Origin of the sequence: Pseudomonas sp. NFACC02, assembly GCF_900110765.1 — a bacterium.
Lineage (GTDB): Bacteria > Pseudomonadota > Gammaproteobacteria > Pseudomonadales > Pseudomonadaceae > Aquipseudomonas.
This window is the reverse complement of sequence record NZ_FOEO01000013.1, coordinates 64,726-90,885: the sequence shown is the minus strand read 5'-3', so window position 1 is coordinate 90,885 and position 26,160 is coordinate 64,726. Positions and strand designations below refer to the sequence as shown.

Sequence of the window (26,160 nt, the reverse complement as noted above, 5' to 3'; positions counted from 1 at the left end):
GCGACTCCCGCTGCGGCTTACCAGGTTTGGGTGGCCTTGAACTTCTCGATACCGGCTTTGAGGCCAGAATCGATTTCGTCATTGAAGTCACCCTTCACGTTGATCTTCGCCATCAAATCGGCGTGATCGCGGTTGAAGTAAGCAATCAGCGCTTGTTCAAAGCTGCCGACTTTGGCGATTTCGACGTCAGTCAGGAACCCACGCTCAGCGGCATACAGCGACAGCGACATGTCAGCGATCGACATTGGCGCGTATTGCTTCTGCTTCATCAGCTCGGTAACGCGCTGACCATGCTCAAGTTGCTTACGGGTCGCTTCGTCCAGGTCAGAAGCGAACTGGGCGAATGCCGCCAGTTCACGGTACTGAGCCAGAGCGGTACGGATACCACCGGACAGCTTCTTGATGATCTTGGTCTGAGCGGCACCGCCCACACGAGATACCGAAACACCGGCGTTCACAGCCGGACGAATGCCGGAGTTGAACATGGCCGATTCCAGGAAGATCTGACCGTCGGTGATGGAAATCACGTTGGTCGGAACGAACGCGGAAACGTCGCCAGCCTGGGTTTCAATGATCGGCAGTGCGGTCAGGGAACCGGTTTTGCCGGTCACTGCGCCGTTGGTGAACTTCTCTACGTACTCTTCCGAAACGCGGGATGCGCGCTCCAGCAGACGGGAGTGGAGATAGAACACGTCGCCTGGGTAAGCTTCACGTCCCGGCGGACGACGCAGCAGCAGGGAAATCTGGCGGTAAGCCACTGCTTGCTTGGACAGATCGTCATAAACGATCAGCGCGTCTTCACCGCGGTCGCGGAAGTATTCGCCCATGGTGCAACCGGCATAAGGAGCCAGGAATTGCAGCGCAGGAGATTCCGAAGCACTGGCAGCCACGATGATGGTGTTGGCCAGAGCGCCGTTTTCTTCCAGCTTGCGAACCACGTTGGCGATGGTCGATTGCTTCTGACCAACAGCGACGTAGACGCAGAAGATGCCGCTGTCTTTCTGGTTGATGATCGCGTCGATCGCCAGAGCGGTTTTACCGATCTGACGGTCACCGATGATCAGCTCACGCTGGCCACGGCCGACAGGAATCATGGCATCGACAGCCTTGTAGCCAGTCTGTACAGGCTGGTCTACCGACTTACGCCAGATAACGCCTGGAGCAACTTTCTCGACCGCGTCGGTCTCGGTGTTGTTCAGAGGACCTTTACCGTCCACAGGGTTACCCAGTGCATCGACAACGCGACCCAGCAGTTCCTTACCAACCGGAACCTCCAGGATGCGGCCCGTGCACTTGGCGCTCATGCCTTCGGCAAGAGAGGTGTATGCGCCCAGTACGACAGCACCCACGGAGTCTTGCTCCAGGTTGAGTGCCATACCGTAGACGCCGCCCGGGAACTCGATCATTTCGCCGTACATAGCGTCGGCAAGACCGTGAATCCGCACGATACCGTCAGACACGCTGACGACAGTGCCTTCGTTGCGGGCTTGGGAGGCTACATCGAGTTTCTCGATGCGGCCCTTGATGATTTCACTTATTTCGGAAGGATTGAGTTGCTGCATTGCTCTGCTGCCCCTTCAAACTCAAGATTTCAATGCTTCGGCTAGTTGCGCGAGTTTGCCGCGAACTGAGCCATCGATAACCAGGTCGCCGGCGCGGATGATGACACCACCTATCAGGGCAGCATCCTCCGCAGCGTGCAGGCGCACTTCCCGGCCGAGCCGTGCACTGAGAACCTTGGCGAGTTTGTCTTGCTGTTCTTGGTTCAATGCAAAAGCACTGGTCACATCCACATCTACCGATTTTTCCTGCTCGGCCTTGTACAGCTCGAACAGTTCGGAGATCTCCGGCAGAAGCTGGAGACGGTCGTTTTCAGCAACGACGTGGATGAAATTCTGTGCCTTGGCATCGAACTTGTCGCCGCACACTTCAATAAAAGTGGCGGCCTTGTCTGCGCTCGTCAGTCGCGGGGCCTTGAGCATGCGCTGCATGGTGTCATCTTGCGACACCGCAGCAGCCAGGCCGAGCATGGCTGACCAATTGGCCAGTTGCTGGTGCGCCTGCGCATGCTCGAAGGCTGCCTTAGCGTAAGGTCGGGCCAACGTGGTCAGTTCTGCCATGATCGCCCTCGCTTAAATTTCTGCAGCCAGTTTGTTAACCAGCTCCGCGTGCGCGTTTTGATCGATTGTGGCACCCAGGATCTTCTCTGCGCCGTTGACTGCCAGGCTGCCCAGTTGGGCGCGCAGCGCGTCTTTGACGCCGTTCAGTTCCTGCTCGATCTCGGCCTGAGCCTGAGCCTTGATGCGGTCAGCATCGACACGAGCCTGTTCACGGGCTTCGTCGACAATCTGAGTACCGCGTTTCTTGGCTTGCTCAATGATTTCAGCTGCCTGAGCTTTCGCTTCGCGCAGTTGCTGACCCGCTTTATCTTGGGCCAGCTCCAGGTCGCGAGCTGCTCGTGTAGCAGCGTCCAGTCCATCCGCGATCTTCTTCTGACGTTCGTGCAAAGCCGCGATGACCGGAGGCCACACGAACTTCATGCAGAACAGCACAAAAATGAAGAACGCAACGGACTGGCCAATCAGGGTTGCATTAATGTTCACGCCAACACCTCGCTCGTTCGTTGTCCATCACACCAATCAACTCGAAAATTCGAGCGATCAGCCAGCGAGTTGACCAACGAAGGGGTTCGCAAAAGTGAAGAACAGAGCGATACCAACACCGATCATGGTTACGGCGTCGAGCAGACCAGCCACGATGAACATTTTAACTTGCAGCATTGGAACCATTTCTGGCTGACGCGCTGCGCCTTCCAGGAACTTACCGCCCAGCAGGCCGAAACCGATTGCGGTACCCAGAGCGCCCAGGCCGATCAGCAGTGCAACAGCGATAGCAGTTAGACCAACTACAGTTTCCATCTTTCCTCCCGACTTTTACGTCGTATTGGTTAGGTTTTTTTAGATTAAAGCGGTAAAGCAAAATCGTTTTTTACATCAAGCCCTTGCGGGCGCCCCCTCACCGCAGTGAGGGGATCATCAGACACGCCAGGCGAGTCTTAATGGTTATCTTCGTGAGCCATCGACAGGTAAACGATGGTCAGCATCATGAAGATGAACGCTTGCAGGGTGATGATCAGGATGTGGAACACCGCCCACGCCCATTGCAGAACCACGCCCAGACCGCTGAGCCACAGCAGGCCACTGCCAAACATGACCGCGATCAGGATGAACACCAACTCGCCTGCGTACATGTTGCCGAACAGACGCAGCGCCAGAGAAACCGGTTTGGCGATCAGCGTCACGAATTCAAGCAGGAAGTTCACAGGAATCAACAGCGCCTGGACAACAACGTTCTTGCTGCCAAACGGGTGCAGGGTCAGTTCGCCGATGAAACCGCCGATGCCCTTGACCTTGATGCTGTAGAAAATGATCAGTGCGAAGACCGAAAGCGCCATGCCGATGGTTGCGTTAGGGTCGGTCGTCGACACTGCGCGGAACGGAATGTGGTGATCGCCGGAAATCATCACCGCCAGCTGTGGAATCCAGTCAACCGGCACCAGGTCGACCGCGTTCATCAGGAAAACCCAGACGAAGATGGTCAGTGCCAGAGGCGCGATGACCGCGCTGCGGCCATGGAAGCTGTCTTTCACGCTGCCATCGACGAATTCGATCAGGACTTCGACGAAATTCTGCAGACCGCCAGGCTGACCCGAGGTCGCTTTTTTAGCCGCCATGCGGAAAAGCAGGACGAAGATCAGGCCTAGAGCCACCGACCAGCCGAGCGTGTCGAGGTGGAAAGCCCAAAAACCCATTTCTTTTGCTTCGGCTGCGGAATGCGCGAAGCCCCAAGTGCCGTCAGGCAAATGACCGAAGGTCAAGTTCTGCAAGTGGTGCTGGATATAGCCCGAAGCTGTTTGCTCTGCCATGGTTGCCTCAAACGCCCTAAGGTCTCAAAAGTCTTGTTCTCATTAGCAGGGGTGCGAACCAGCTGACCAACTGGGTCAGCATGAACACGCCGAAAACCGCCAGCGGCGCCAGCGGCTTCACACCTGCGAAGGTCAGTGCAAACAGCACTGCCGTAAAAATCAGTTTGCCTGCCTCGCCGGCGTAGAACGACCGAACGATGGCTTGCGCAGCCCTGGCGCCGGAAAACCGGAACGCCTTATGGGCAAAGTACAAATTGGGCAGCCAAGCTATCAGGCCTCCGCAAAGCCCTGAGTATCCAGCTACGACTCCATGCCACTGCCAAAGCGTCAACGCCGCCAGTAACAGGACAATCAATTGAGCCAGCAGTACCGGGAAAACAGCCAGACGATGGAATGGCAAGCGGTTTGGCGTGCGTGTCTCCATCACATGGGCTCCTCGTATGCCAGCCGCCAAAAATCAATAACTTGGCATAATTTGTGCCGACAAAATGCGCGCAGAGTATAGGGGCGGTTCAGCCCCTATTCAACTGCCGGGTAGTGATTTCCGACTACACGCTACGCATGATTTGTTTCAGCGGATGTGAGCGAGTACGCCCTGTAACTCATCCAGTGAGTTGTAACGGATCACCAACTGGCCTTTTCCCTTCTGACCGTGACGAATCTGCACCGCAGAGCCTAGCCGCTCGGCCAGACGCTGCTCGAGTCGCGTGATATCCGGATCGGCTTTGACAGGTTCGGCGGCCTCCTGCTTGCCACTCAACCATTGCCGTACGAGTGCCTCAGTCTGGCGCACGGTAAGCCCGCGTGCGACAACATGTCGCGCCCCGTCTACCTGCCTTTCTTCCGGCAAACCCAGCAAGGCGCGGGCGTGACCCATTTCAAGGTCGCCGTGGGACAGCATAGTCTTGATCACCTCAGGCAGCGCGATAAGACGCAAAAGGTTGGCCACGCTCACGCGCGACTTACCCACAGCCTCCGCGACCTGCTGCTGGGTCAACTGGAATTCCTGCTGCAAGCGCTGCAGCGCAATGGCCTCTTCAATCGGATTGAGGTCTTCGCGCTGAATGTTCTCGATGAGTGCCATTGCGATGGCGGCCTCGTCCGGCACGTCACGCACCATCGCAGGGATCGTCTCGATGCCTGCCTGCTGGCTGGCACGCCAGCGACGCTCGCCGGCGATGATCTCGAAACGGTTGTCGGCGATTGGACGCACCACGATCGGCTGCATGACACCTTGAGCCTTGATCGAGTTGGCCAGTTCTTCCAGCGCCTGCGGGTCCATGTCCCGGCGTGGCTGATACTTCCCGCGCTGGATCAGATCCAGTGGGATGTGCTGTAACTCGCGCTGGTCGGCCTGTACCGCCTGTTCTTCCAGCGCGCTGACGGTGGGGCTGCTCAGCAGTGCGTCCAGCCCACGTCCGAGTCCTCGTTTCTTGACGGCCATGGGATTTCCTTAAGTGGGCTGGGCGGCAGCGCGGGATCCGCGACGTTGACGACGAACCATTTCGCCCGCCAGCGCCAAGTAGGCCAGGGCGCCGCGAGAAGTCTTGTCATAAGCCAGCGCCGGCATCCCGAAACTCGGGGCCTCGGCCAGTCGAATGTTGCGTGGAATCACGGTGTCGTATAGCTGATCACCGAAATGCTCCTTGAGCTGGGCAGAGACATCGTTGATCAGACTCAGGCGCGGGTCATACATCGTGCGCAACAAGCCTTCGATTTTGAGCTGTGGATTAAGCAGCTCGGCGATGCGCTTGATGTTATCCACAAGGTCACTCAACCCTTCGAGTGCGAAGTACTCGCACTGCATGGGGATAATCACTCCGTCCGCCGCCACCAGGGCATTGAGCGTCAGCATCGACAGGGATGGAGGGCAGTCGATCAGGATGTAATCGTAGTTCTCGCGAATCGGCGCCAGCGCTGTGCGCAGGCGCGCCTCTTTCATCTGCATTTCCAGCAAGACGACTTCAGCGGCGGTCAGATCGCGGTTGGCAGGCAGCAATTGGTAACCGCCATGCTCGGAAAAATGCATGGCCTGATTCAGGTCGCATTCGCCGATCAGAAGATCGTAGACCGAATGTTCCAGCCCGTGTTTATCCACACCGCTCCCCATGGTGGCGTTGCCCTGTGGATCGAGGTCGATCAACAACACCCGACGCTTGGTTGCGACCAGCGACGCTGCGAGGTTGATGCAGGTGGTGGTTTTACCCACACCACCTTTTTGGTTCGCTATCGCGAATACCTTAGCCATTCTTGCGTGTGTTCCCTGTCATGCCGTGCGGCGCAGTATCAGCAGATGCCGTTGGCCTTGGCAACCCGGTACGGCCAAGGCTTGCGCGCTTTCCAGACGAAAATCTGCGGGCAATGCTACCAGTTCATCGGCAGGATGCAGACCTTTCATTGCCAGCCATCGCGTCTGGGTGTCACCCATGTGGCGCGTCCACTGGGTGAAGTCTTCAAGGCTGCTGAAAGCCCGGGAAATGATTCCGGTGAACGGCAGTTCTGGCCGGTACGCTTCCGCACGGCTGTGGATAACCTCGAGATTGTCGAGTCTCAACTCAAGTTTGACCTGGGTCAGAAAGCGAGTTTTTTTGCCATTGCTGTCCAGACAAGTGACTTTCATGTCCGGGAACAGGATTGCCAGCGGGATACCGGGCATACCGCCGCCGCTGCCAACGTCGAGCTGTCGTTCACCCTGGATGTAAGGCACTACGCTCAGGCTGTCGAGCAGATGGCGAGACACCATCTCGTCTGGATCGCGTACAGCGGTAAGGTTGTAGGCCTTGTTCCATTTGATCAGCAATGCGAGATAGCCCAGTAGTTTTTCGTGCTGGACTTCGCTCAGGTCGACGCCCAGTTCGCGGGCGCCTTGGGTCAATTCATCTGCGTGCTGCGGGGTGACCATAGAACTCAAGCGCTTTGCTCCAACTGACGGCCCGCGCCGCGTTTTTTCAAGTGAATCATCAACAGCGATATCGCCGCCGGGGTCACGCCGGGAATGCGCGAAGCCTGGCCAAGCGTCTCGGGACGCGTTATCCCCAGCTTGCTCTGAATCTCTTTCGACAGACCGGAAATGGTCGTGTAGTCGATATCGTCGGGCAATTTTGTATTTTCGCTGGCTCGTAGCCGAGCGATTTCGTCCTGCTGACGATCAATGTAACCGGCGTACTTGGTTTTGATTTCAACCTGCTCGGCAACCTGTGGATCGATTGAACCCTGGCCCGTCAACGCGACGAGGTTGGCGTAGTCGATTTCGGGACGGCTCAGCAGGTTGAGCAGATTGTACTCATGGGTCAGTGGCGTCCCGAAATGCGCGGAAACGGCATCACCTTGCTCGGTGCCAGGACGGATCCAGGTCGATTTCAGGCGTTGCTCTTCCTGCTCGATCCCTTCGCGCTTGGCACAGAACGCCGCCCAGCGGGCATCGTCGACCAGTCCCAACTCGCGGCCTTTCTCGGTCAGTCGCAGGTCTGCGTTGTCTTCGCGCAGGATCAACCGGTATTCCGCACGAGACGTAAACATCCGGTAAGGCTCTTGAGTGCCCAGGGTGATCAGATCATCCACAAGCACACCGATGTACGCTTCATCGCGACGCGGGCACCAGCTTTCCTTGCCTTGAGCACGCAACGCTGCGTTGGCACCGGCGAGCAAACCTTGTGCGCCGGCTTCTTCGTAACCGGTGGTGCCGTTGATCTGTCCAGCGAAGAACAAGCCGCCGATGACTTTTGTTTCCAGGCTGTATTTCAGATCGCGCGGGTCGAAATAGTCGTATTCGATGGCGTAACCGGGACGAACGATGTGGGCGTTTTCCATGCCGCGAATCGAACGCACGATCTGCAACTGCACGTCGAACGGCAGTGAGGTCGAAATCCCGTTCGGATAGAGCTCATGCGTGGTCAGGCCCTCCGGTTCGATGAAGACCTGATGGCTTTCCTTGTCGGCAAAGCGATGGATCTTGTCTTCGATCGACGGGCAGTAACGCGGGCCTACACCTTCGATTTCGCCAGCAGCGGAATACATCGGGGAACGATCGAGGTTCGCCGCGATGATTTCGTGAGTACGCGCGTTGGTGTGGGTAATCCAGCAACTGACCTGACGAGGATGCTGTTCCCTGGAACCCAGGAACGACATCACCGGAATGGGCATATCGCCGGGTTGCTCGGTCATCACTGAGAAATCCACAGACCGGCCATCGATGCGTGGAGGCGTACCCGTTTTCAGACGCCCAACGCGCAGGGGTAATTCGCGAAGACGGCGTGCGAGCGCGATCGACGGCGGATCACCCGCCCGGCCACCCGAGTAATTCTGCAAACCGATGTGGATAAGTCCACCGAGAAAGGTACCGGTGGTTAACACCACAGAGTCTGCCATGAAACGCAGACCCATCTGAGTCACCACGCCTCGCACCTGGTCCTGCTCGACGATCAGATCGTCACAGGCTTGCTGAAATATCCACAGGTTCGGCTGGTTTTCAATGATCTCGCGGATAGCTGCTTTATACAGAACGCGGTCAGCCTGAGCACGAGTAGCCCGCACTGCCGGGCCCTTGCGGCTATTTAGCACGCGAAATTGAATACCGCCCAGATCGGTAGCCGTGGCCATTGCACCACCGAGCGCATCGATCTCTTTGACCAGATGACTTTTACCAATGCCGCCGATAGCCGGGTTGCAGCTCATTTGCCCGAGGGTTTCCACGTTGTGCGTAAGCAGCAGGGTTTTTGCACCCATGCGTGCAGACGCCAGTGCTGCCTCGGTACCGGCATGACCGCCGCCGATGACGATCACTTCAAAACGGGAAGGGAAATCCACCACGCACCTCGTGCCTGTTTTTTGGGGGAATAGGAAATTGGCGGCAAGTATAGGGACTTCGCCCCCCTGAAAGGAACCTTTTGCACAAAATTTAACCAGCTGTGGATGAATGGCGGTTAAAGAAATTAAAAAGAAAGAAATTTATAAAATCTTTGTTTTTATGTTTATGTTTAGTAAGGCCGCTTTCTGTGGATAGATTTCTATAGTCCTTATATTACGTGCTGTACAGAGATTCAAAAGTCTGTGGCCAGGTGCCGATGAGACCCTTGGATAACGTGTTTAAGCCTGTGGATTAAAGTGATGGTTGTCCACAGGCGAGGTTATCCTCCGATTTGAGGCCCACTTATCAACTGAGCTGAATCGCGGTTATGCACAGGGCTCATATGGCCGGTCAAGCCTGTTCGGACGACCGAAAATCGCGCGCACGAGTACGCTCTCGCGGTCAGAGGCGTGCATTTGATGTAGAAAAGGGGATGAAGCGAGGGCAGACAGGTCGGGAATGACCTGCCTGTGGAAAAGGGGGACAGTTATTTGCCGATGCAGAAGCTGGAGAAGATCCGTCCCAGCAGGTCATCGGAGCTGAATGCGCCGGTGATCTCTCCAAGGGACTGCTGAGCAATACGCAAATCCTCAGCCAGCAACTCACCCGCCCCCGCCAGCGTCAGCTGCGAGCGACCGTGCTCGAGCGACGCACTGGCCTTGTGCAGGGCCTCCAGATGCCGACGTCGAGCGCTGAAGCTGCTTTCCGAGGTCTGTTGATAACCCATGCAGGCCTTCAGATGATCTCGCAGCAGCTCAAGCCCCTCACCACCGGCTTTGGCACTGAGGTTGATGGTGACATGGCCATCTTCGCTTACCACGAGTTCCACCGGGTCGCCACTCAGGTCGGTTTTGTTACGGATAAGCGTAACCTGTGCAGGGTCTGGGCGCTGCTCGAGGAATTCAGGCCAGAGCGCAAATGGATCGACCGCCTCGGGCGCAGTGGCGTCGACCACGAGCAGTATCCGATCCGCCTCAGAAATGGCCTTGAGTGCTCGCTCGACGCCAATCCGTTCCACTTGATCTTCGGTATCACGAAGGCCCGCAGTGTCCACAACGTGCAGCGGCATGCCGTCGATGTGGATATGTTCGCGCAGTACGTCACGGGTGGTGCCGGCAATCTCGGTGACGATCGCTGCTTCTCGTCCTGCCAGCGCATTAAGCAAGCTGGATTTTCCGGCATTCGGTCGCCCAGCGATGACGACAGTCATGCCGTCACGCAGAAGCGCGCCTTGATTAGCCTCCCTCAGGACAGTGGATAACTGAAGACGGACGTCATCCAGCATGCTGAGAACGTGCCCATCGGCCAGAAAGTCGATTTCTTCTTCCGGAAAATCGATCGCCGCTTCCACATAGATCCGCAAGCCGATCAGTTTCTCGGTGAGGTTATCCACACGCTGAGAGAACGCCCCCTGCAACGAACGCAACGCATTGCGCGCCGCCTGTGCAGAACTGGCTTCGATCAGATCAGCGATGGCTTCAGCCTGGGCAAGGTCTAGCTTGTCGTTAAGAAACGCCCGCTCGCTGAATTCGCCCGGCCGCGCCAGCCGGCTTCCCAGTTGTACGCAGCGCTGCAGCAACATGTCCAGAACGACGGGGCCGCCATGGCCTTGCAGTTCCAGGACATCCTCGCCCGTAAAGGAGTTGGGTCCCGCGAAATACAGTGCGATGCCCTCGTCTATGACTTCTCCGTGCTCATCCCGAAAAGGGCCGTAGTGCGCATGACGAGGCTGCAGTTCTTTGCCAAGGATCGCGCGAGCGGCGGTGGCCGCCAATGGCCCGGATATACGAACGATGCCCACACCGCCTCGTCCCTGGGCGGTGGCAATGGCGGCGATGGTTTCACGAGGGACGTTCATGGCCGGCTCCTGATTAACTGACGGATAGCAAAACGCCCCACGAGGGGGCGTTCTGAATGACTTATTCACAGGGTAGATCAAGCAGCGGCTTTTTTGGCCTTGGCTTCAATGCTACGCGTGATGTACCACTGTTGAGTGATGGACAGGGTGTTGTTCACAACCCAGTACAGCACCAGACCCGCCGGGAACCACAGGAAGAAGAAGGTGAAGATGATCGGCATCAGCTTCATTACCTTGGCTTGCATCGGATCCGGAGGTGTCGGGTTCAGACGCTGCTGAATGAACATGGTCGCGCCCATGATGATCGGCAGGATGAAGAACGGATCCTTGATCGACAGGTCGGTTATCCACAGCAGCCATGGCGCCTGGCGCATCTCGACGCTTTCCAGCAGTACCCAATACAGCGACAGGAACACTGGCATCTGTACAAGAATCGGCAAGCAACCACCCAGCGGGTTGATCTTCTCTTTCTTGTACAACTCCATCATCGACTGCGAAAGTTTCTGACGGTCATCGCCGTGCTGTTCTTTCAAGGCCGCAAGACGCGGCGCAACAGCACGCATACGCGCCATCGATTTATAGCTGGCAGCAGACAGAGGGAAGAAAAGCGCCTTGATCAGCATGGTCAGGAAGATAATCGACCAGCCCCAGTTACCCACAATGCTGTGGATATGTTGCAGCAGCCAGAAAATCGGCTGTGCAATGAACCACAGAATGCCGTAGTCGACAGTCAACTCCAGTCCTGGGGACAACTGTTTGAGCACGGCCTGACTTTTCGGACCGGCATAGAGCGTGGCGGTCGTTTCTGCTTTCGCACCTGGCGCGACGGAGATCGCAGGGCCGGTGAAACCGATGATGTAGTTACCCGCGCTGTCCTTGCGTGTGGTGACAGTGTTGCTGTCGGTCTTCTCGGGAATCCAGGCCGTTACGAAATAGTGCTGCAGCCAGGCAACCCACCCACCTTGAACCGTGTCTTTGAGCGAGGCTTTGTCCATGTCCTTCATCGAAACCTTTTTGTAAGGCTCCGACGGGGTCCACATGGCCGCACCCAGATACGTGGCGGTTCCGGTGGCGGTGGTTGACGAAGGATCTGCGCTGGCATCGCGTTTCAGCTGAGCGAACAGATTGCCGTTCCACGTCTGAGCGCTCTGGTTATCGATCAGATAAGAAACGGTCAGGTCATACAAGCCGCGTTTGAACGTGAAACGCTTGATGTAGTTGACGCCCGCATCGCTGAATTTCAAATCGACAACGAGGTCGTTCTGCCCATCCGCCAGTTGATAACTTTTCTGAGTGGCGACATAGACCGGACGACCGGAAGCGCGTGCATCCGGACCATTTGCGCCTGTCAGCCCGCTCTGTGCCAGAAAGGTACGCTCGCTGCCATTGTCGAACAGCTGAAACGGAATTTCGGGATGGTCCTGGCGGCGTGGATACAGTGGCAAGCGAAGTTGAACCACGTCACCGCCGACCGGATCGATTTCCAGGCTCAACACATCGGTTTTAACCTGAATCAGGTCTTTGCTGACGACGGCCGGAGTTTCGGTCGGCGCAGCGACTTCACCTGTTGCACTTGGAACGTCTGCATTGGCAGCAGCATTTCCTTGCACGATATCGGGAAGCGCGGATGTATTGGTGTTGGCGGCAACATTCTGAGTCGGCAAGGCAGCCTGACCGTAGTCCTGGTTCCATTTCAGGACACCGACATAGGTCACGATTGCCAGGGCGACGATCAGGATCGTGCGTTTAATATCCATGATTACTCGGCCATCGAAGAGGAACGGGAGGTGGGAGCTGGTGGAACCGGGTCGAAACCACCGGGATTCCACGGATGACAGCGACCTAGGCGACGCAAGGTCAGCCAGCCGCCGCGCACCAGGCCATGATTTTCAATGGCTTCGTACGCGTAGCAGGAGCAACTGGGGTAGAAACGACAGTGACTGGCCATCAGAGGACTAATGGCATAGCGGTAAAACTGGATCGGAACGAGCGCCAGTTTACGCATCAGGACTGTCTACCCCCGCAGTTTCGGTTTTGACTTCTGAGGTTGGCCGGCTGCGCGCCAGACGTTTCCAGAGCTTGCCGAAATGCTGAATTAGTTCGGGGTTTTCAATGTCACCCAAGCCTTTACGCGCGACAACCACGATATCCCAACCAATCAGGTTGTCTTGGTGGTGGCGAAAAGATTCGCGCATCAGGCGTTTCAAGCGATTGCGCTCGACGGAGAGCTTCACGCTCTTCTTACCGATCACCAGTCCCAAACGGGCGTGATCCAGGTCGTTGTTGCGCACAAGGAGCAGGAGATTTTTCCCCGGAACCTTGCCGGTAGGGGAGTCAAAGACTGCCTTGAAATGCCGGGGTGTCAGCAAACGCTTTTCCCGACTGAAGTCTCGACTCACCACCTGTGCCGATTAATCAAACTGCCAGACGCTTACGGCCTTTGGCGCGACGACGCGACAGAACTGCACGGCCGTTTTTGGTGGCCATACGAGCACGAAAACCGTGGGTGCGGGCGCGCTTGATAGTGCTGGGTTGGAAAGTACGTTTCATGGCGTGTTACCTGGTTCGTCCACAACGGGCCGGAATGGCCCCCGTTTTAAGAGACCGGGGATTCTAGAGAAAGCAAGCTCGCAGGTCAATTTCCAACCAGTGATTCTTCCATTTACTTCTTATAGGCATCCGGCGTGAGCGAGGCAGGTTCTCAAGGCGGGCATCGAAGGCTTAGACATAAAAATAAAGAAGGAAAGTATTTAAAGCTTTTCTGTAAAGCTTATAAAGACTAGAGGCGGCCTTGTCTGTGGATAAGTGGATTTAGCCCTTCTAGAATGCGGTGTACAGAGAATAGAAACTCTGTCCACAAGCGGTGCTGGTCCTGTGCTGCACCCTCGGAAAACCTGTGTGTGGATCGCGATGTTATCCACAGGCGAGTTACCCACAGATTTTCGACCCGAGTTATGCAATGAGCTGAGCGACGGTTATCCACAGAGCTTATGCACATACCGTCGGTCGGGATTTAACCTTATAAGACGTTGATTTTGAGACGCCGCTGCATGACCTACATGTGGATAAGTCTGGCGGGGGTGGTTACAATGGGCGCTTGTTTTTTGCCTCACCGGCTTTCGAAACTTAGGGGATATCCGTGTCAGTGGAACTTTGGCAGCAGTGCGTGGAGCTTTTGCGCGATGAACTGCCTGCCCAGCAATTCAACACCTGGATCCGTCCGCTACAGGTCGAAGCCGAGGGCGACGAGTTGCGTGTCTATGCGCCAAACCGGTTCGTGCTTGATTGGGTGAATGAAAAGTACCTGGGGCGCGTGCTTGAACTGTTGGCTGAACAGGGCCAAGGCATTGCGCCTTCCCTTTCCTTATTAATAGGCAGCAAACGAAGCTCCGCCCCCCGCGCTGCGCCCAATGCCCCACTGGCAGCTGCCGCTGCGGCGTCTCAGGCAGCTCAAAGCACCGCGATTCAAGGGAACGGTTCATCCGCTCCTGTTGCTCCGACTGCGTCCCTGCCTCCTGCTCCCCTGGTTCAGGTAGCGCTCGATGTAGATGACGAACCTTCGCGGGCAAGCTTCGACCCGATGGCCGGCGCCAGCTCTCAGCAGGCACCTGCTCGCGCTGAACAGCGCAATGTTCAGGTCGAAGGCGCGCTCAAGCACACCAGTTATCTGAATCGCACCTTCACCTTTGAAAACTTTGTTGAAGGTAAGTCCAACCAATTGGCGCGTGCAGCAGCGTGGCAGGTCGCGGATAATCCCAAGCACGGTTACAACCCGCTGTTTCTTTACGGTGGCGTAGGCTTGGGTAAAACCCACTTGATGCACGCTGTGGGTAACCACCTGCTCAAGAAGAATCCGAATGCGAAGGTTGTTTACCTCCATTCAGAGCGGTTCGTTGCGGACATGGTCAAGGCGCTGCAACTCAATGCCATCAATGAATTCAAGCGTTTCTATCGCTCTGTCGACGCATTGCTGATCGATGACATTCAGTTTTTCGCGCGCAAAGAGCGCTCGCAGGAAGAGTTTTTCCACACCTTCAACGCGCTGCTTGAAGGCGGCCAACAGGTCATCCTGACCAGCGACCGTTATCCAAAAGAAATCGAAGGTCTTGAAGAGCGTCTCAAATCGCGTTTTGGCTGGGGGCTGACCGTCGCTGTCGAGCCGCCCGAGCTCGAAACCCGCGTGGCGATCCTTATGAAGAAGGCCGATCAGGCGAAGGTCGACCTTCCCCACGACGCTGCTTTCTTTATCGCCCAGCGCATACGATCCAACGTGCGTGAACTGGAGGGGGCGCTTAAGCGTGTCATCGCTCACTCTCACTTCATGGGGCGTGACATCACCATCGAGCTGATTCGCGAGTCGCTCAAAGACCTGCTGGCGTTGCAGGACAAACTGGTGAGTGTGGATAACATTCAGCGCACCGTCGCTGAATACTACAAGATCAAAATCTCCGACCTTTTGTCGAAACGTCGTTCGAGATCCGTTGCGCGGCCTCGCCAGGTTGCGATGGCGTTGTCCAAAGAGTTGACCAACCACAGTTTGCCGGAGATCGGTGATGTGTTCGGTGGGCGCGACCATACGACCGTGCTGCACGCCTGCCGCAAGATTAATGAGCTTAAAGAATCCGATGCGGATATCCGCGAGGACTACAAGAACCTGCTGCGTACTTTGACTACGTGATGCTGACGCAGCTTTTCAAGGCAAGGGACTAGACCATGCATTTCACCATTCAACGCGAAGCCCTGTTGAAACCCCTGCAACTGGTCGCGGGCGTTGTCGAACGCCGCCAGACCTTGCCGGTTCTGTCGAACGTGTTACTGGTCGTTGAAGGGCAGCAGCTGTCCCTGACCGGTACCGACCTGGAAGTCGAACTGGTTGGGCGTGTGCAACTGGAAGAACCTGCAGAGCCTGGCGAGATTACCGTGCCGGCGCGCAAGCTGATGGACATCTGCAAAAGCTTGCCGAATGACGCTCTGATCGATATCAAGGTCGACGAACAAAAGCTCGTCGTCAAAGCCGGGCGTAGCCGTTTTACGCTGTCGACGCTGCCGGCCAATGATTTCCCGACTGTGGAAGAAGGTCCGGGCTCGCTGACGTTTAATCTGGTGCAAAGCAAACTGCGCCGTTTGATCGAACGCACCAGCTTCGCAATGGCTCAGCAGGACGTTCGCTATTACCTGAACGGCATGCTGCTGGAAGTCCAATCAGGCATCCTGCGTGCAGTCGCCACGGATGGCCACCGCCTCGCGATGTGTTCGATGGCGGCGGAAATCGAGCAGGCTGATCGGCATCAGGTGATCGTGCCGCGCAAAGGCATCCTGGAACTCGCACGCTTGCTCACCGAGCAAGACGGCCTGGTCAGTATCGTGCTGGGTCAGCATCACATTCGTGCGACCACCGGCGAATTCACGTTCACGTCAAAACTGGTCGATGGCAAATTCCCTGACTATGAGCGTGTGCTGCCAAAAGGTGGCGACAAGCTGGTGGTCGGCGATCGTCAAGCGTTGCGCGAAGCCTTCAGTCGTACCGCCATTCTGTCGAACGAAAAGTATCGTGGTATTCGTCTGCAACTGGCCAGCGGCCAGTTGAAAATTCAGGCGAACAACCCTGAGCAGGAAGAAGCAGAAGAAGAGATCAGCGTTGACTACAACGGCAGTTCGTTGGAAATCGGTTTTAACGTGAGCTACCTGCTCGACGTATTGGGCGTCATGACCACTGAGCAAGTTCGCCTGATCCTTTCCGACTCGAACAGCAGTGCACTGGTGCAAGAGTCTGGCAACGACGATTCGGCTTATGTTGTTATGCCGATGCGTCTGTAATCAGCAGCCGATAGATGTCTCTTAGTCGCGTCTCGGTCACCGGGGTGCGCAATCTGCACCCGGTGACCTTCTCCCCCTCTCCTCGCATCAATATTCTTTATGGCGCCAACGGCAGTGGTAAAACCAGTGTGCTAGAGGCCATCCATTTGCTGGGACTTGCCCGGTCTTTTCGCAGTGCTCGCCTGCAACCCGTTATCCAGTATGAACAGCCCGCGTGCACCGTCTTCGGACAGGTCGAACTCGCTGAGGGGGGACATAGCAACCTGGGTATTTCGCGGGATCGCCAGGGCGAATTTCAAATTCGTATCGACGGCCAGAACGCCAAGAGTGCTGCCCAGTTGGCGGAAACGTTGCCGCTGCAATTGATCAACCCCGACAGCTTTCGTCTGCTGGAAGGAGCACCGAAGATCCGTCGGCAGTTTCTGGATTGGGGAGTGTTCCACGTGGAACCTCGCTTTATGGCCACGTGGCAACGACTCCAGAAGGCCTTGCGGCAGCGAAACTCGTGGCTCCGGCATGGTACACTTGACGGCGCTTCGCAGGCGGCCTGGGACCGGGAGTTGTGCCTCGCCAGTGACGAAATCGATGAGTTTCGCCGCGCTTACATCAAAGCGTTGAAGCCAGTGTTTGAACAGACATTGAGCGAACTTGTTCAGCTTGAGGGTTTGACCCTGAGTTACTACCGCGGTTGGGACAAGGAGAAAGACTTGAGCGCTGTGCTCGCCTCCTCTCTCTATCGCGATCAGCAAATGGGTCATACCCAGGCAGGGCCGCAGCGCGCCGACTTGCGCCTTCGACTCGGTGGTCACAACGCAGCGGATATCTTGTCACGCGGACAGCAGAAGCTCGTGGTCTGCGCGTTACGCATTGCGCAAGGTCATCTCGTTAGTCAGGCGCGCCGCGGCCAATGTATTTATCTCGTCGACGATCTGCCATCGGAGCTCGACGAGCATCACCGCAGCGCATTGTGTCGCTTGCTGGAAGAATTACGCTGCCAGGTATTTATCACCTGTGTAGATCATGAATTGTTGAGGGAAGGCTGGGAGGCGGAAACGCCGGTCGCTGTGTTCCACGTGGAACATGGCAGCATCACCCAGACCCCCGACCATCGGGAGTGAATGCATGAGCGAAAATCAAACGTACGACTCGTCCAGCATTAAAGTGCTGAAAGGACTTGATGCCGTACGCAAGCGTCCCGGTATGTACATCGGCGATACGGACGATGGCAGCGGTCTGCACCACATGGTGTTTGAAGTGGTGGATAACTCCATTGACGAAGCACTGGCTGGCCACTGCGACGATATCAGCATCATCATCCATCCGGACGAATCCATCACTGTACGCGACAATGGCCGCGGTATTCCGGTTGATGTGCACAAAGAAGAAGGCGTCTCGGCCGCTGAAGTCATCATGACCGTACTGCACGCAGGCGGTAAGTTCGATGACAACTCCTACAAGGTGTCCGGCGGCTTGCACGGCGTAGGTGTGTCGGTCGTGAACGCGCTTTCCGAAGAGCTGAACCTGACCGTTCGCCGCAGTGGCAAGATTTGGGAACAAACGTATGTGCACGGCGTGCCTCAAGAACCGATGAAAATCGTCGGCGACAGCGACACCACCGGCACTGAAATCCATTTCAAACCCTCCGCTGACACCTTCAAGAACATTCACTTCAGCTGGGATATTCTTGCCAAACGTATCCGCGAACTGTCCTTCCTGAACTCGGGTGTCGGTATCGTCCTGAAGGATGAGCGCAGCGGCAAGGAAGAGTTGTTCAAGTACGAAGGCGGACTGCGTGCATTCGTCGAGTATCTGAACACCAACAAGACGGCCGTGAACCAGGTCTTCCACTTCAACGTTCAACGCGATGACGGTGTCGGTGTCGAGATCGCTCTGCAGTGGAACGACAGCTTTAACGAAAATCTGTTGTGCTTCACTAACAACATCCCGCAGCGCGACGGGGGAACTCACCTTGTGGGCTTCCGCTCCGCGCTGACGCGTAACCTGAACAACTACATTGAGCAGGAAGGCTTGGCGAAGAAGCACAAAGTTGCCACGACCGGTGACGATGCCCGTGAAGGCCTGACGGCCATCATCTCGGTGAAAGTGCCTGATCCGAAATTCAGTTCGCAGACCAAGGACAAGCTGGTTTCTTCCGAGGTGAAGACAGCAGTCGAGCAAGAGATGGGTAAATACTTCTCTGACTTCCTGCTGGAGAACCCGAACGAAGCCAAAGCGGTTGTGGGCAAGATGATCGACGCCGCCCGTGCCCGTGAAGCGGCGCGTAAAGCCCGTGAGATGACCCGCCGTAAAGGCGCTCTGGACATTGCCGGATTACCCGGCAAGCTCGCGGATTGCCAGGAAAAAGACCCTGCCCTCTCCGAACTGTACCTGGTGGAAGGTGACTCTGCTGGCGGTTCCGCCAAGCAGGGACGTAACCGTAAGACTCAGGCCATTCTGCCCCTTAAGGGCAAAATCCTGAACGTTGAAAAAGCCCGCTTCGACAAGATGATTTCTTCGCAGGAAGTCGGCACCTTGATCACCGCGCTGGGCTGCGGCATCGGCCGCGAAGAGTACAACATCGACAAGCTGCGCTATCACAACATCATCATCATGACCGATGCTGACGTCGACGGTTCGCACATCCGTACCCTGCTGCTGACCTTCTTCTTCCGTCAGTTGCCGGAACTGGTAGAGCGTGGCTACATCTACATCGCTCAGCCACCGCTGTACAAGGTCAAGAAAGGCAAGCAGGAGCAGTACATCAAAGACGACGATGCCATGGAAGAGTACATGACGCAGTCGGCCCTGGAAGATGCGAGCCTGCACTTGAACGAATCGGCGCCTGGTATTTCGGGTCCTGCGCTGGAAAAACTGGTGAATGACTTCCGCATGGTCATGAAGACGCTCAAGCGTCTGTCGCGCCTGTATCCTCAGGAGCTGACAGAGCACTTCGTGTACCTGCCGCCTGTGGCGATGGAACAGTTGTCGGATCACGCGGCCATGCAAGACTGGCTGGCCAAGTTCGACGAGCGCCTGCGTGTCGGCGAAAAATCCGGTCTGGTCTACAAGGCAAGCCTGCGTGAAGACCGTGAACGTAATGTCTGGCTGCCAGAGGTCGAACTGATCTCCCACGGCCTGTCCAATTACGTGACGTTCAACCGCGACTTCTTCGGCAGCAACGACTACAAGACCGTTACTGCTCTCGGTGCGCAGATCAGCACCTTGCTAGAAGAAGGGGCTTACGTACAACGTGGCGAGCGCAAGAAGGCTGTCACCGAGTTCAAGGACGCCCTCGCCTGGTTGATGGCAGAAAGTACCAAGCGCCATACCATCCAGCGATACAAAGGTCTGGGTGAGATGAACCCCGATCAATTGTGGGAAACCACGATGGACCCAAGCGTGCGTCGCATGTTGAAGGTCACCATCGAGGACGCGATTGCAGCCGATCAGATCTTCAACACGCTGATGGGCGATGCGGTAGAGCCTCGCCGCGACTTCATTGAAGCCAACGCGCTGGCGGTGTCGAACCTGGATTTCTAAGGTTTTGTCCCCCAGAAACGAAAAACCCCGGTTGACCGAAGGTCACCGGGGTTTTTTATTGGGACGAAGGTGTAGCGCAAATGGACGGACTCCGGACTCATCTTTTTTACAACAACAGCTATCTCTGCAGGTAAGGACGATAAGTCAGGGTGAATCCACACTGCCGAATGTCTCCCAGGCCTAACATCCGCCCAACTGGGTGTTACGGCTGAGTAACAGGCAGGCAAACCGTCTGTCGACGGACTTACACAAGTCACAATCCTTGCGCATACTCAGACCGTCGAGCGATGCCGCCGGCGACAGTATCTTCCTGTCCCGACGCACCTAATGATCGCCGGCGCAGTATCCCCGAAGCGACTTCGTCGTGACGGATTTCAGTATTCATCGGTAGTCCATGCGCCCCCGCATTTCGCATGGTTGATGTGAAACCCCCTTTATTTGATTCATCGCTCCGAGGCATCTCGGTGCGGTAGCTATATCAAATTTTTGGTTCCTGCCTGTTGTACCCCTGCCCCCAGTGAACACTGGTCGTGCAGATGCCGCCTGCCCACTCAAACTCTGAGGCAGTGTCTGGCAAAGAATATCCCGCGTTTTCCTTTCCCCACCGGCGTCATTCCGGATGGGTTTTCGGCGTTTGTTTGCCTTTTTCCATGCCCATTGTCTGGCCGAGCGCTGGAAGGAATTGTGAATGATCAACCGGAAAGATCTCCTGGCTTTGCTCATGTCCATCCCTTTTCCTTTGGCGGCGATGGAGGGCAAACCTCAGAGCGTTGAGGTGGGCGGGTTCGACTTCACGCCCTCACTGAAAGTCAGTGAGCAGTACGACGATAACTTCCGAACATTGCCCAACCACGAGCAAGCATCGTGGATAACGTCGGTGCGCCCGACGTTTCTCCTCGAGACGCAAACACGTACCAGCGGTTATCAACTTGAATACGCGGTCGATAGCCGCACCTATCAGGACCACGCGGACGCCGATCACGTGGATCAAGCGCTCAAGGCCAGAAGCGTCATGGAGTTCAACTCTCGAAATCGGTTGAATCTGGAGTTGGGTTATCGCCGTGCCGAAGAAACCGTGCAGACCGCAGAGCCTCGTGAAAACGACAAGTACACGCTGAAGAACGGCAAAGTGGGTTACAGCTTCGGCGCGCGAACGGCGATGAACCAGATCGACGTATCGGCTGAGTACCAGCAGCTGCGATATCGCAACAGCGGCACGCTCAACGATGACAAAGAGCACGACACCACGACCTATATCGGAACCTGGTACCACCGGCTTGGCGGGAGTACGCGTGCGCTGGTGGAAGTGCGTCACAGCGACTTCGATTACGTCATCAGCAACAGCCCGCGCAACAGTACCGGAGATGCGGTGTTAGTCGGTGTCACCCGTGACATCACCGCCAAGCTCAGCGGCAGTGTGCGGGTGGGCTACGAGCGCAAGAACTTCGATGACAGTGATGTGAATGACTACAGCAGCCCGACATGGGAGGCCAACGTTGAATACAAACCGCGTACCTACTCCACGTTTTACGTCAATGCGCGCAAGTCGTTCGAAGAAGGTGACGATGGCGCAAACACCGTGCATGACACCAGCACCCGGCTCGGTTGGCGACATACCTGGTCGCCCTGGATCGCCACTGACGTGCACTACCGATACGCGGATCTTGAATACCTGGGCGTTGGTGGGCGTGACGACAAGCTCAATGCCTTTGGGACTTCAGTGATCTATTCGCCCACCCGTTGGGCCGAGGTGTCGCTGGGGTATCAGCGTTGGAAAAACGACTCGAATCTGGATGAGCAGACCTACACCCGCAACGTTTACATGCTGACTATCGCCTTGAGCCTGTGAGATTCGCAGGCTTGAAGGTCGACGTGAAAAGGCCCTTCAGGGCCAGAATCTGGATGGGAGGTTGCTCTATGTCTATCCGTCAAATCCTCATCGCAACCGTGCTTCTGGTCTGCAGTACGCTGAGCTTTGCGGCGGCGCAGTATCAGCTCGGCTCAGGCGACGTCATCAACATCAATGTATTCGGCGAGTCTGACTTGAGTTTCAAAGAGATTCGGCTGACCGACGCAGGCACTTTCTCCTACCCGTTCATTGGGGAGATCAATGCGAAGGGGCTGACCCCGACTGCGGTTGAAAAGCTCATCACCAGCAAGCTCAAAGACGGCTATCTGGTCGACCCCAGGGTTTCGGTCAGCGTGCTGACTTACCGCCAGTTCTACATCAGCGGCGAAGTCAAACTACCCGGCGGTTATCCCTTTCAGCCCGGGTTGACGCTGGACCGTGCGATCGCTGTCGCGGGGGGCCTCACCGAGCGGGCTTCTGACAAGCGCATCAGCATCATTCGTGGAACAGACCCGAGCCGCAGCGTCGTCAAGGCGTCGTTGAATACGTTGGTTGAACCGGGTGACACCATCAACATCGATCAGGGGTTCTTTTGACCATGGGCCAGATCAGCATCAGCACGCGAAACGAGATCGGCCGGCATTCGCCAGGGATTCCGGAAGACGATCGAGACTTTCTTGACTCGCGCAAAATAGGACAGACCCTGTGGGCGAGCAAGTGGAGCATTCTGACGGTCACGCTCCTCGCCGTCGTACTGGCGGCAGGACTGATGCAGACGATCACCCCAGTGTATCGCGCGGTGGCGTCTTTGGTGATCGAGCCGAAAAGCGCATCGCTGATTTCATTCCAGCCACCGGCCGACCCGAGCAACCCGACCAGCGATTACCTTCAAACCCAGATCAGCCTGATTCAGAGTCGGGGCGTTGCAGAGCGTGCCGTGCGACAGCTGAACCTCACCGAGCATCCTGAATTCGACCCGCGCCAGCGTCCCTACCTCATGGCCCGTCTGAAATCGATGATTGCGGCTCTTCGGCCTGAGTGGTTTCCGGCGCAGTGGAGCAAAGGCGAGGTGCTCACGCCGACACAGGTATTCGATGGCGCTGTGATGGAATTGATGGAGCACACCTCGGTGGGCTCTGTGGGTAAAAGCCAGTTGGTCACCATCGGTGTCACGCTCAAGGACAAACAGACTGCGGCTGCGGCAGCCAATTCACTGGCGCGAGGTTATCTGGACAGTCGGCTCGACGCGCAGGTGAACGACTCACTCACCGCCAGCCGGTGGATGGACACACGCGTGAACGAACTGCGCACGCAATTGCAGGCATCGGAAAACAAGCTTCAAGCCTATCGCGATGCCCAAGGGCTGGTTGATGTGGGCGGCGTGACGACGATCACCGCCAATGAACTCGCGAAAACCAGTGATCGCATGATCGACGCACGCCGTGAACGCGCCGAGGCACAAAGTCAGTATCAGCAGGTGCAATCGATCAGTGGCAAGAGCGCCAGCCAGTTGTCGACGATTCCTGCGGTGATCAACAACCCGGTGATTCAACAATTCCAGGCAGACGTGGCCAAGGCTCAGGCCAAGGTCGATGAGTTATCCCGACGTTACGGCGACCGACATCCGAAGATGATCGCTGCGCGCTCGGACCTTGCCGCCGCCAAGGCCAGCATGGAAACGCAGGTCAACCAGGTGGTTGCCGGCCTGCAGAATAATTACCAACTGGCGCAGGCCAACGAAAGCGCCCTGCGTGCATCGGTGAATACCAGTCGTGCGCAGATTCAGGACATTTCGCGCAAAGAGTTCAAGTTGCGAGAGTTGCAGCGCGATGTCGACAGCAATCGCTCGTTGTACGAGACCTTCATTAATCGGTTGCGAGAAACCATGGCGACGTCCGATTTGGGGTCAAGCAATGCGCGAATCGTCGATGAAGCGATTACACCCCTGCAACCCAATACACCGCGCAAGTCGCTGATCCTGTCGATCGCTGCGCTGTTGGCATTTGGATGTGGCTGCGGTGTGTCACTGCTGCGTGACGCGATGAAAAACACCGTCAAATCCACCGACGATGTCGAGAAGAAAATGCGCCTGCCGGTGTTGGGTGTCGTGCCGTTGTTGCAGAAGAAAAACCGGGCACGGATTGCCCGGCAGTTCGAGCGCAACGACGACTCGGCGTTCAGTGAAGCGATTCGAACGGCGCGCACCGGGGTCATGCTCAGCGACATCAATGCTCGTCGCCATGTGCTGGTGATCACCTCATCCGTGCCTGGCGAAGGCAAAAGCGCGATTGCGGTGAATCTGGCTTGCGCCTTGGGGCGGCTGGAGCGCGTGCTGTTGATCGAGGCTGACCTTCGACGACCGACACTGGCCAAGAACCTGGGCTTGAGTAATGGTCAGATCGGACTGGCGAACCTGGTAAACGGCAGCGCGCGCAGCGGCGAGTGCATTCAGCACGTAGCGGACATGGATGTCTTGCCGGCCGGCGAGGTTCCGTCCAACCCGCTCGAGTTGCTCGCCTCTCCCCGCTTCACCAGCTTTCTGGACTGGGCCCGACAGCACTACGACCGCATCATCATTGATTCGCCCGCCAGCCATTCGGTCAGTGATGCCGCGTTGCTCTGCGCGCTGGCTGATGCAGTGCTCTACGTCGTGAAGTCAGACAGCACGTCCACCCCCGTTGTACAGCGAGGTGTCGGGCAGCTGTTGCGTAACGGGGCGCCGGTGATCGGCGTCATTCTCAATCAGGTCTCTGCGACCAACGCTCGCTATGACCATCAAGGCTATTACGGCTATCTACCGGGTGAGGCATATCAGCCAAAGGTGTAACGGGAAAACGGCGACTGTCGCTTAAGAAAATCATCAGCTCAGCCTGGGCAATGACTTACGGGCGTGCGACGAACGCTTGGGAGTATCACCATGCTTGCTCGACGCTTACATCCTCTGGTCAATCGCAGAGGTCTGACGTTCTGGGCTCAGTGGGCGAGTGCCACGGTCCTTTCCAGTCTGACCATCTGTTTTCTGGTGCTCCACCAGTTCGGCTATATCGCAACGGAGTACCGGGTGCTGATCCTTCTCGGGGTGCTCGCCTCGGTCCCTGTCTACGCCGCGTTGCACGTGTATCACAAACGCTATGGATACGGCGTTGGCCTGTTGCGTCTGCTGGCGGGCTGGGCTGTGTTGATGGCGAGCCTGTCTGCCGTCGCACGGGTTTGCCTGGACTATGTGAACCTCGATCATGCGTTGCTGGCAAGGATGGCCGTCTTCGGGTTCCTGGCGCAGGCGGGCAGCTACCTCCCCTTGCGCTACCTCACCCATTTGCATGCTCGCTGGCTGCGATACGAACGCACCGCCGTGATCGTCGGGACCTGCCCGCTGGCCTACAGCCTGGCGCAACGATTACATGAGCGGGTGCCTGTCATCGGGATGGTTTCCAGCGCTGATGAGGACGTCGCGCATCCCGTGCCGCACGCTCACATACCGGTGCTTGGCGCCCTGCCAGAGCTCAACGATCTGGTGACGCGGCATCGCATCAGGCGGGTGTACATCGCCATGCCGCTGAGCAAGGCGGCGCAGATAGAAGCCATTTACCTGGCCCTGCTCGACCTGAATGTCGATGTGGTGTGGATTCCGGATTTCAGCAGCATGATGTTGCTCAACCAATCCATTTCGCAGATTGAGCAATTTCCCGCGATCTACCTCAACGAGACTCCGCTCAGTTCTCATCCGGCGGCAGCCCTGGGCAAGGAGTTGTTCGACCGTGGACTGGCGTTGGTGTCGCTGATAGTTCTGTTCCCGGTGATGCTTGCCGTAGCGATCGCGGTGAAAGTGTCATCGCCCGGTCCCGTCTTTTTTCGACAACCACGGCATGGCTGTAACGGGATGGTGATTCTGGTGTGGAAATTCCGCTCCATGCGTCTGCACGACGACACAGCGGTCAAGCAGGCGACGCAGAACGACGCGCGTATCACTAAAGTCGGCGCTTTCATCCGACGTACGTCGATCGATGAGCTGCCTCAGTTGATCAACGTCTTGCGCGGTGAAATGGCCCTGGTCGGACCGCGTCCACACGCGGTCGCCCATAATCACTATTACGGCGACAAGATCATCGCTTACATGGCCAGGCATCGAATCAAGCCCGGCATGACCGGGCTTGCGCAGGTGAGCGGGTTGCGGGGCGAAACCGAAACCCTCGAAAAAATGCAGAAGCGGATCGAAAAGGATCTGGACTACATCAACCATTGGTCGCTCTGGCTGGATATCAAAATCCTGTTCAAGACGCCATTCACCTTGTTCTCTCGCAACATCTATTGAAGCGCGGCGGCGA

At 56.8% G+C, this 26,160-nt stretch carries 23 protein-coding genes; 8 read left to right on the top strand and 15 right to left on the bottom strand.

Going from position 1 to position 26,160, the window contains the following annotated elements; translation table 11 throughout:
- Nucleotides 1-17: 17 nt before the first annotated feature.
- From atpA to rpmH, 15 genes are all read right to left on the bottom strand, one after another.
- Nucleotides 18-1,562 carry a F0F1 ATP synthase subunit alpha gene (gene atpA, locus BMY73_RS13515; protein WP_062386207.1) on the bottom strand — a complete coding sequence of 515 codons (1,545 nt, stop codon included), beginning with the start codon at nt 1,560-1,562 and terminating at the stop codon, nt 18-20.
- A 21-nt stretch (nt 1,563-1,583) separates the two neighbouring features.
- The gene (locus BMY73_RS13510; protein ID WP_037016920.1) at nt 1,584-2,120 is read right to left on the bottom strand and encodes a F0F1 ATP synthase subunit delta; all 537 of its coding nucleotides are present in this window, start codon (nt 2,118-2,120) and stop codon (nt 1,584-1,586) included.
- A 12-nt stretch (nt 2,121-2,132) separates the two neighbouring features.
- Nucleotides 2,133-2,603, bottom strand: a complete 471-nt coding sequence (locus BMY73_RS13505; protein WP_062386210.1) for a F0F1 ATP synthase subunit B — start codon at nt 2,601-2,603, stop codon at nt 2,133-2,135.
- 57 nt (nt 2,604-2,660) lie between these two features.
- Entirely contained in the window at nt 2,661-2,918 is a 258-nt protein-coding gene (gene atpE, locus BMY73_RS13500) for a F0F1 ATP synthase subunit C (protein WP_002555987.1), read from the bottom strand.
- Between the two features lie 137 nt (nt 2,919-3,055).
- Complete coding sequence (atpB, locus tag BMY73_RS13495; protein ID WP_074757408.1) at nt 3,056-3,925, bottom strand: F0F1 ATP synthase subunit A; 870 nt, start codon at nt 3,923-3,925, stop codon at nt 3,056-3,058.
- A gap of 16 nt (nt 3,926-3,941) precedes the next feature.
- Complete coding sequence (locus BMY73_RS13490) at nt 3,942-4,349, bottom strand: F0F1 ATP synthase subunit I (protein ID WP_062386215.1); 408 nt, start codon at nt 4,347-4,349, stop codon at nt 3,942-3,944.
- 147 nt (nt 4,350-4,496) lie between these two features.
- Nucleotides 4,497-5,369 (bottom strand): ParB/RepB/Spo0J family partition protein, encoded by an 873-nt coding sequence (locus BMY73_RS13485; protein ID WP_092407658.1) that lies wholly within the window; start codon nt 5,367-5,369, stop codon nt 4,497-4,499.
- A 9-nt stretch (nt 5,370-5,378) separates the two neighbouring features.
- Nucleotides 5,379-6,173, bottom strand: a complete 795-nt coding sequence (locus tag BMY73_RS13480; RefSeq protein ID WP_062386221.1) for a ParA family protein — start codon at nt 6,171-6,173, stop codon at nt 5,379-5,381.
- 18 nt (nt 6,174-6,191) lie between these two features.
- A complete protein-coding gene (gene rsmG, locus BMY73_RS13475) occupies nt 6,192-6,827 on the bottom strand; it encodes a 16S rRNA (guanine(527)-N(7))-methyltransferase RsmG (RefSeq protein WP_175500179.1) in 636 nt (211 codons plus the stop codon).
- A gap of 5 nt (nt 6,828-6,832) precedes the next feature.
- On the bottom strand, nt 6,833-8,731 hold the full coding sequence (mnmG, locus tag BMY73_RS13470) for a tRNA uridine-5-carboxymethylaminomethyl(34) synthesis enzyme MnmG (protein ID WP_092407656.1): 1,899 nt from the start codon (nt 8,729-8,731) through the stop codon (nt 6,833-6,835).
- 527 nt (nt 8,732-9,258) lie between these two features.
- The gene (mnmE, locus tag BMY73_RS13465) at nt 9,259-10,629 is read right to left on the bottom strand and encodes a tRNA uridine-5-carboxymethylaminomethyl(34) synthesis GTPase MnmE (protein ID WP_062386229.1); all 1,371 of its coding nucleotides are present in this window, start codon (nt 10,627-10,629) and stop codon (nt 9,259-9,261) included.
- 77 nt (nt 10,630-10,706) lie between these two features.
- Nucleotides 10,707-12,386 (bottom strand): membrane protein insertase YidC, encoded by a 1,680-nt coding sequence (gene yidC / locus BMY73_RS13460; RefSeq protein WP_092407654.1) that lies wholly within the window; start codon nt 12,384-12,386, stop codon nt 10,707-10,709.
- A 2-nt stretch (nt 12,387-12,388) separates the two neighbouring features.
- Nucleotides 12,389-12,634 carry a membrane protein insertion efficiency factor YidD gene (gene yidD, locus BMY73_RS13455; protein WP_062386233.1) on the bottom strand — a complete coding sequence of 82 codons (246 nt, stop codon included), beginning with the start codon at nt 12,632-12,634 and terminating at the stop codon, nt 12,389-12,391.
- Entirely contained in the window at nt 12,627-13,028 is a 402-nt protein-coding gene (rnpA, locus tag BMY73_RS13450) for a ribonuclease P protein component (protein WP_062386236.1), read from the bottom strand. The genes yidD and rnpA overlap by 8 nt, the downstream gene beginning before the upstream one ends.
- A gap of 16 nt (nt 13,029-13,044) precedes the next feature.
- A complete protein-coding gene (gene rpmH, locus BMY73_RS13445; protein WP_002551315.1) occupies nt 13,045-13,179 on the bottom strand; it encodes a 50S ribosomal protein L34 in 135 nt (44 codons plus the stop codon).
- A gap of 589 nt (nt 13,180-13,768) precedes the next feature.
- On the opposite strand from rpmH, the gene dnaA reads away from it, so the two are divergent.
- From dnaA to BMY73_RS13405, 8 genes are all read left to right on the top strand, one after another.
- Nucleotides 13,769-15,307, top strand: coding sequence for a chromosomal replication initiator protein DnaA (gene dnaA / locus BMY73_RS13440; RefSeq protein ID WP_092407652.1), 1,539 nt, complete (start codon nt 13,769-13,771; stop codon nt 15,305-15,307).
- A gap of 35 nt (nt 15,308-15,342) precedes the next feature.
- Nucleotides 15,343-16,446 (top strand): DNA polymerase III subunit beta, encoded by a 1,104-nt coding sequence (gene dnaN, locus BMY73_RS13435; protein WP_062386242.1) that lies wholly within the window; start codon nt 15,343-15,345, stop codon nt 16,444-16,446.
- Nucleotides 16,447-16,460: 14 nt separating this feature from the next.
- A complete protein-coding gene (recF, locus tag BMY73_RS13430; protein ID WP_062386245.1) occupies nt 16,461-17,564 on the top strand; it encodes a DNA replication/repair protein RecF in 1,104 nt (367 codons plus the stop codon).
- 4 nt (nt 17,565-17,568) lie between these two features.
- A complete protein-coding gene (gene gyrB, locus BMY73_RS13425; protein WP_092407651.1) occupies nt 17,569-19,986 on the top strand; it encodes a DNA topoisomerase (ATP-hydrolyzing) subunit B in 2,418 nt (805 codons plus the stop codon).
- A gap of 688 nt (nt 19,987-20,674) precedes the next feature.
- Nucleotides 20,675-21,835, top strand: a complete 1,161-nt coding sequence (locus BMY73_RS13420) for an outer membrane beta-barrel protein (RefSeq protein ID WP_256571178.1) — start codon at nt 20,675-20,677, stop codon at nt 21,833-21,835.
- A 68-nt stretch (nt 21,836-21,903) separates the two neighbouring features.
- On the top strand, nt 21,904-22,431 hold the full coding sequence (locus BMY73_RS13415; protein ID WP_062386249.1) for a polysaccharide biosynthesis/export family protein: 528 nt from the start codon (nt 21,904-21,906) through the stop codon (nt 22,429-22,431).
- A gap of 2 nt (nt 22,432-22,433) precedes the next feature.
- A complete protein-coding gene (locus BMY73_RS13410) occupies nt 22,434-24,662 on the top strand; it encodes a GumC family protein (RefSeq protein ID WP_092407649.1) in 2,229 nt (742 codons plus the stop codon).
- A gap of 90 nt (nt 24,663-24,752) precedes the next feature.
- Nucleotides 24,753-26,147: an undecaprenyl-phosphate glucose phosphotransferase gene (locus tag BMY73_RS13405; RefSeq protein ID WP_092407647.1), complete on the top strand. Its 1,395-nt coding sequence runs from the start codon at nt 24,753-24,755 to the stop codon at nt 26,145-26,147.
- Nucleotides 26,148-26,160: the final 13 nt, after the last annotated feature.

What these genes read in the sequence shown, in the direction of transcription:
- atpE (WP_002555987.1), bottom strand. Translation starts at nt 2,918, where the DNA reads ATGGAAACTGTAGTTGGTCTAACTGCTATCGCTGTTGCACTGCTGATC.
- recF (WP_062386245.1), top strand. Translation starts at nt 16,461, where the DNA reads ATGTCTCTTAGTCGCGTCTCGGTCACCGGGGTGCGCAATCTGCACCCG.
- dnaN (WP_062386242.1), top strand. Translation starts at nt 15,343, where the DNA reads ATGCATTTCACCATTCAACGCGAAGCCCTGTTGAAACCCCTGCAACTG.
- rsmG (WP_175500179.1), bottom strand. Translation starts at nt 6,827, where the DNA reads ATGGTCACCCCGCAGCACGCAGATGAATTGACCCAAGGCGCCCGCGAA.
- atpB (WP_074757408.1), bottom strand. Translation starts at nt 3,925, where the DNA reads ATGGCAGAGCAAACAGCTTCGGGCTATATCCAGCACCACTTGCAGAAC.
- yidD (WP_062386233.1), bottom strand. Translation starts at nt 12,634, where the DNA reads ATGCGTAAACTGGCGCTCGTTCCGATCCAGTTTTACCGCTATGCCATT.
- BMY73_RS13485 (WP_092407658.1), bottom strand. Translation starts at nt 5,369, where the DNA reads ATGGCCGTCAAGAAACGAGGACTCGGACGTGGGCTGGACGCACTGCTG.
- BMY73_RS13405 (WP_092407647.1), top strand. Translation starts at nt 24,753, where the DNA reads ATGCTTGCTCGACGCTTACATCCTCTGGTCAATCGCAGAGGTCTGACG.
- BMY73_RS13415 (WP_062386249.1), top strand. Translation starts at nt 21,904, where the DNA reads ATGTCTATCCGTCAAATCCTCATCGCAACCGTGCTTCTGGTCTGCAGT.
- yidC (WP_092407654.1), bottom strand. Translation starts at nt 12,386, where the DNA reads ATGGATATTAAACGCACGATCCTGATCGTCGCCCTGGCAATCGTGACC.
- BMY73_RS13510 (WP_037016920.1), bottom strand. Translation starts at nt 2,120, where the DNA reads ATGGCAGAACTGACCACGTTGGCCCGACCTTACGCTAAGGCAGCCTTC.
- gyrB (WP_092407651.1), top strand. Translation starts at nt 17,569, where the DNA reads ATGAGCGAAAATCAAACGTACGACTCGTCCAGCATTAAAGTGCTGAAA.
- BMY73_RS13410 (WP_092407649.1), top strand. Translation starts at nt 22,434, where the DNA reads ATGGGCCAGATCAGCATCAGCACGCGAAACGAGATCGGCCGGCATTCG.
- BMY73_RS13420 (WP_256571178.1), top strand. Translation starts at nt 20,675, where the DNA reads ATGATCAACCGGAAAGATCTCCTGGCTTTGCTCATGTCCATCCCTTTT.
- atpA (WP_062386207.1), bottom strand. Translation starts at nt 1,562, where the DNA reads ATGCAGCAACTCAATCCTTCCGAAATAAGTGAAATCATCAAGGGCCGC.
- mnmE (WP_062386229.1), bottom strand. Translation starts at nt 10,629, where the DNA reads ATGAACGTCCCTCGTGAAACCATCGCCGCCATTGCCACCGCCCAGGGA.
- BMY73_RS13490 (WP_062386215.1), bottom strand. Translation starts at nt 4,349, where the DNA reads ATGGAGACACGCACGCCAAACCGCTTGCCATTCCATCGTCTGGCTGTT.
- rpmH (WP_002551315.1), bottom strand. Translation starts at nt 13,179, where the DNA reads ATGAAACGTACTTTCCAACCCAGCACTATCAAGCGCGCCCGCACCCAC.
- BMY73_RS13480 (WP_062386221.1), bottom strand. Translation starts at nt 6,173, where the DNA reads ATGGCTAAGGTATTCGCGATAGCGAACCAAAAAGGTGGTGTGGGTAAA.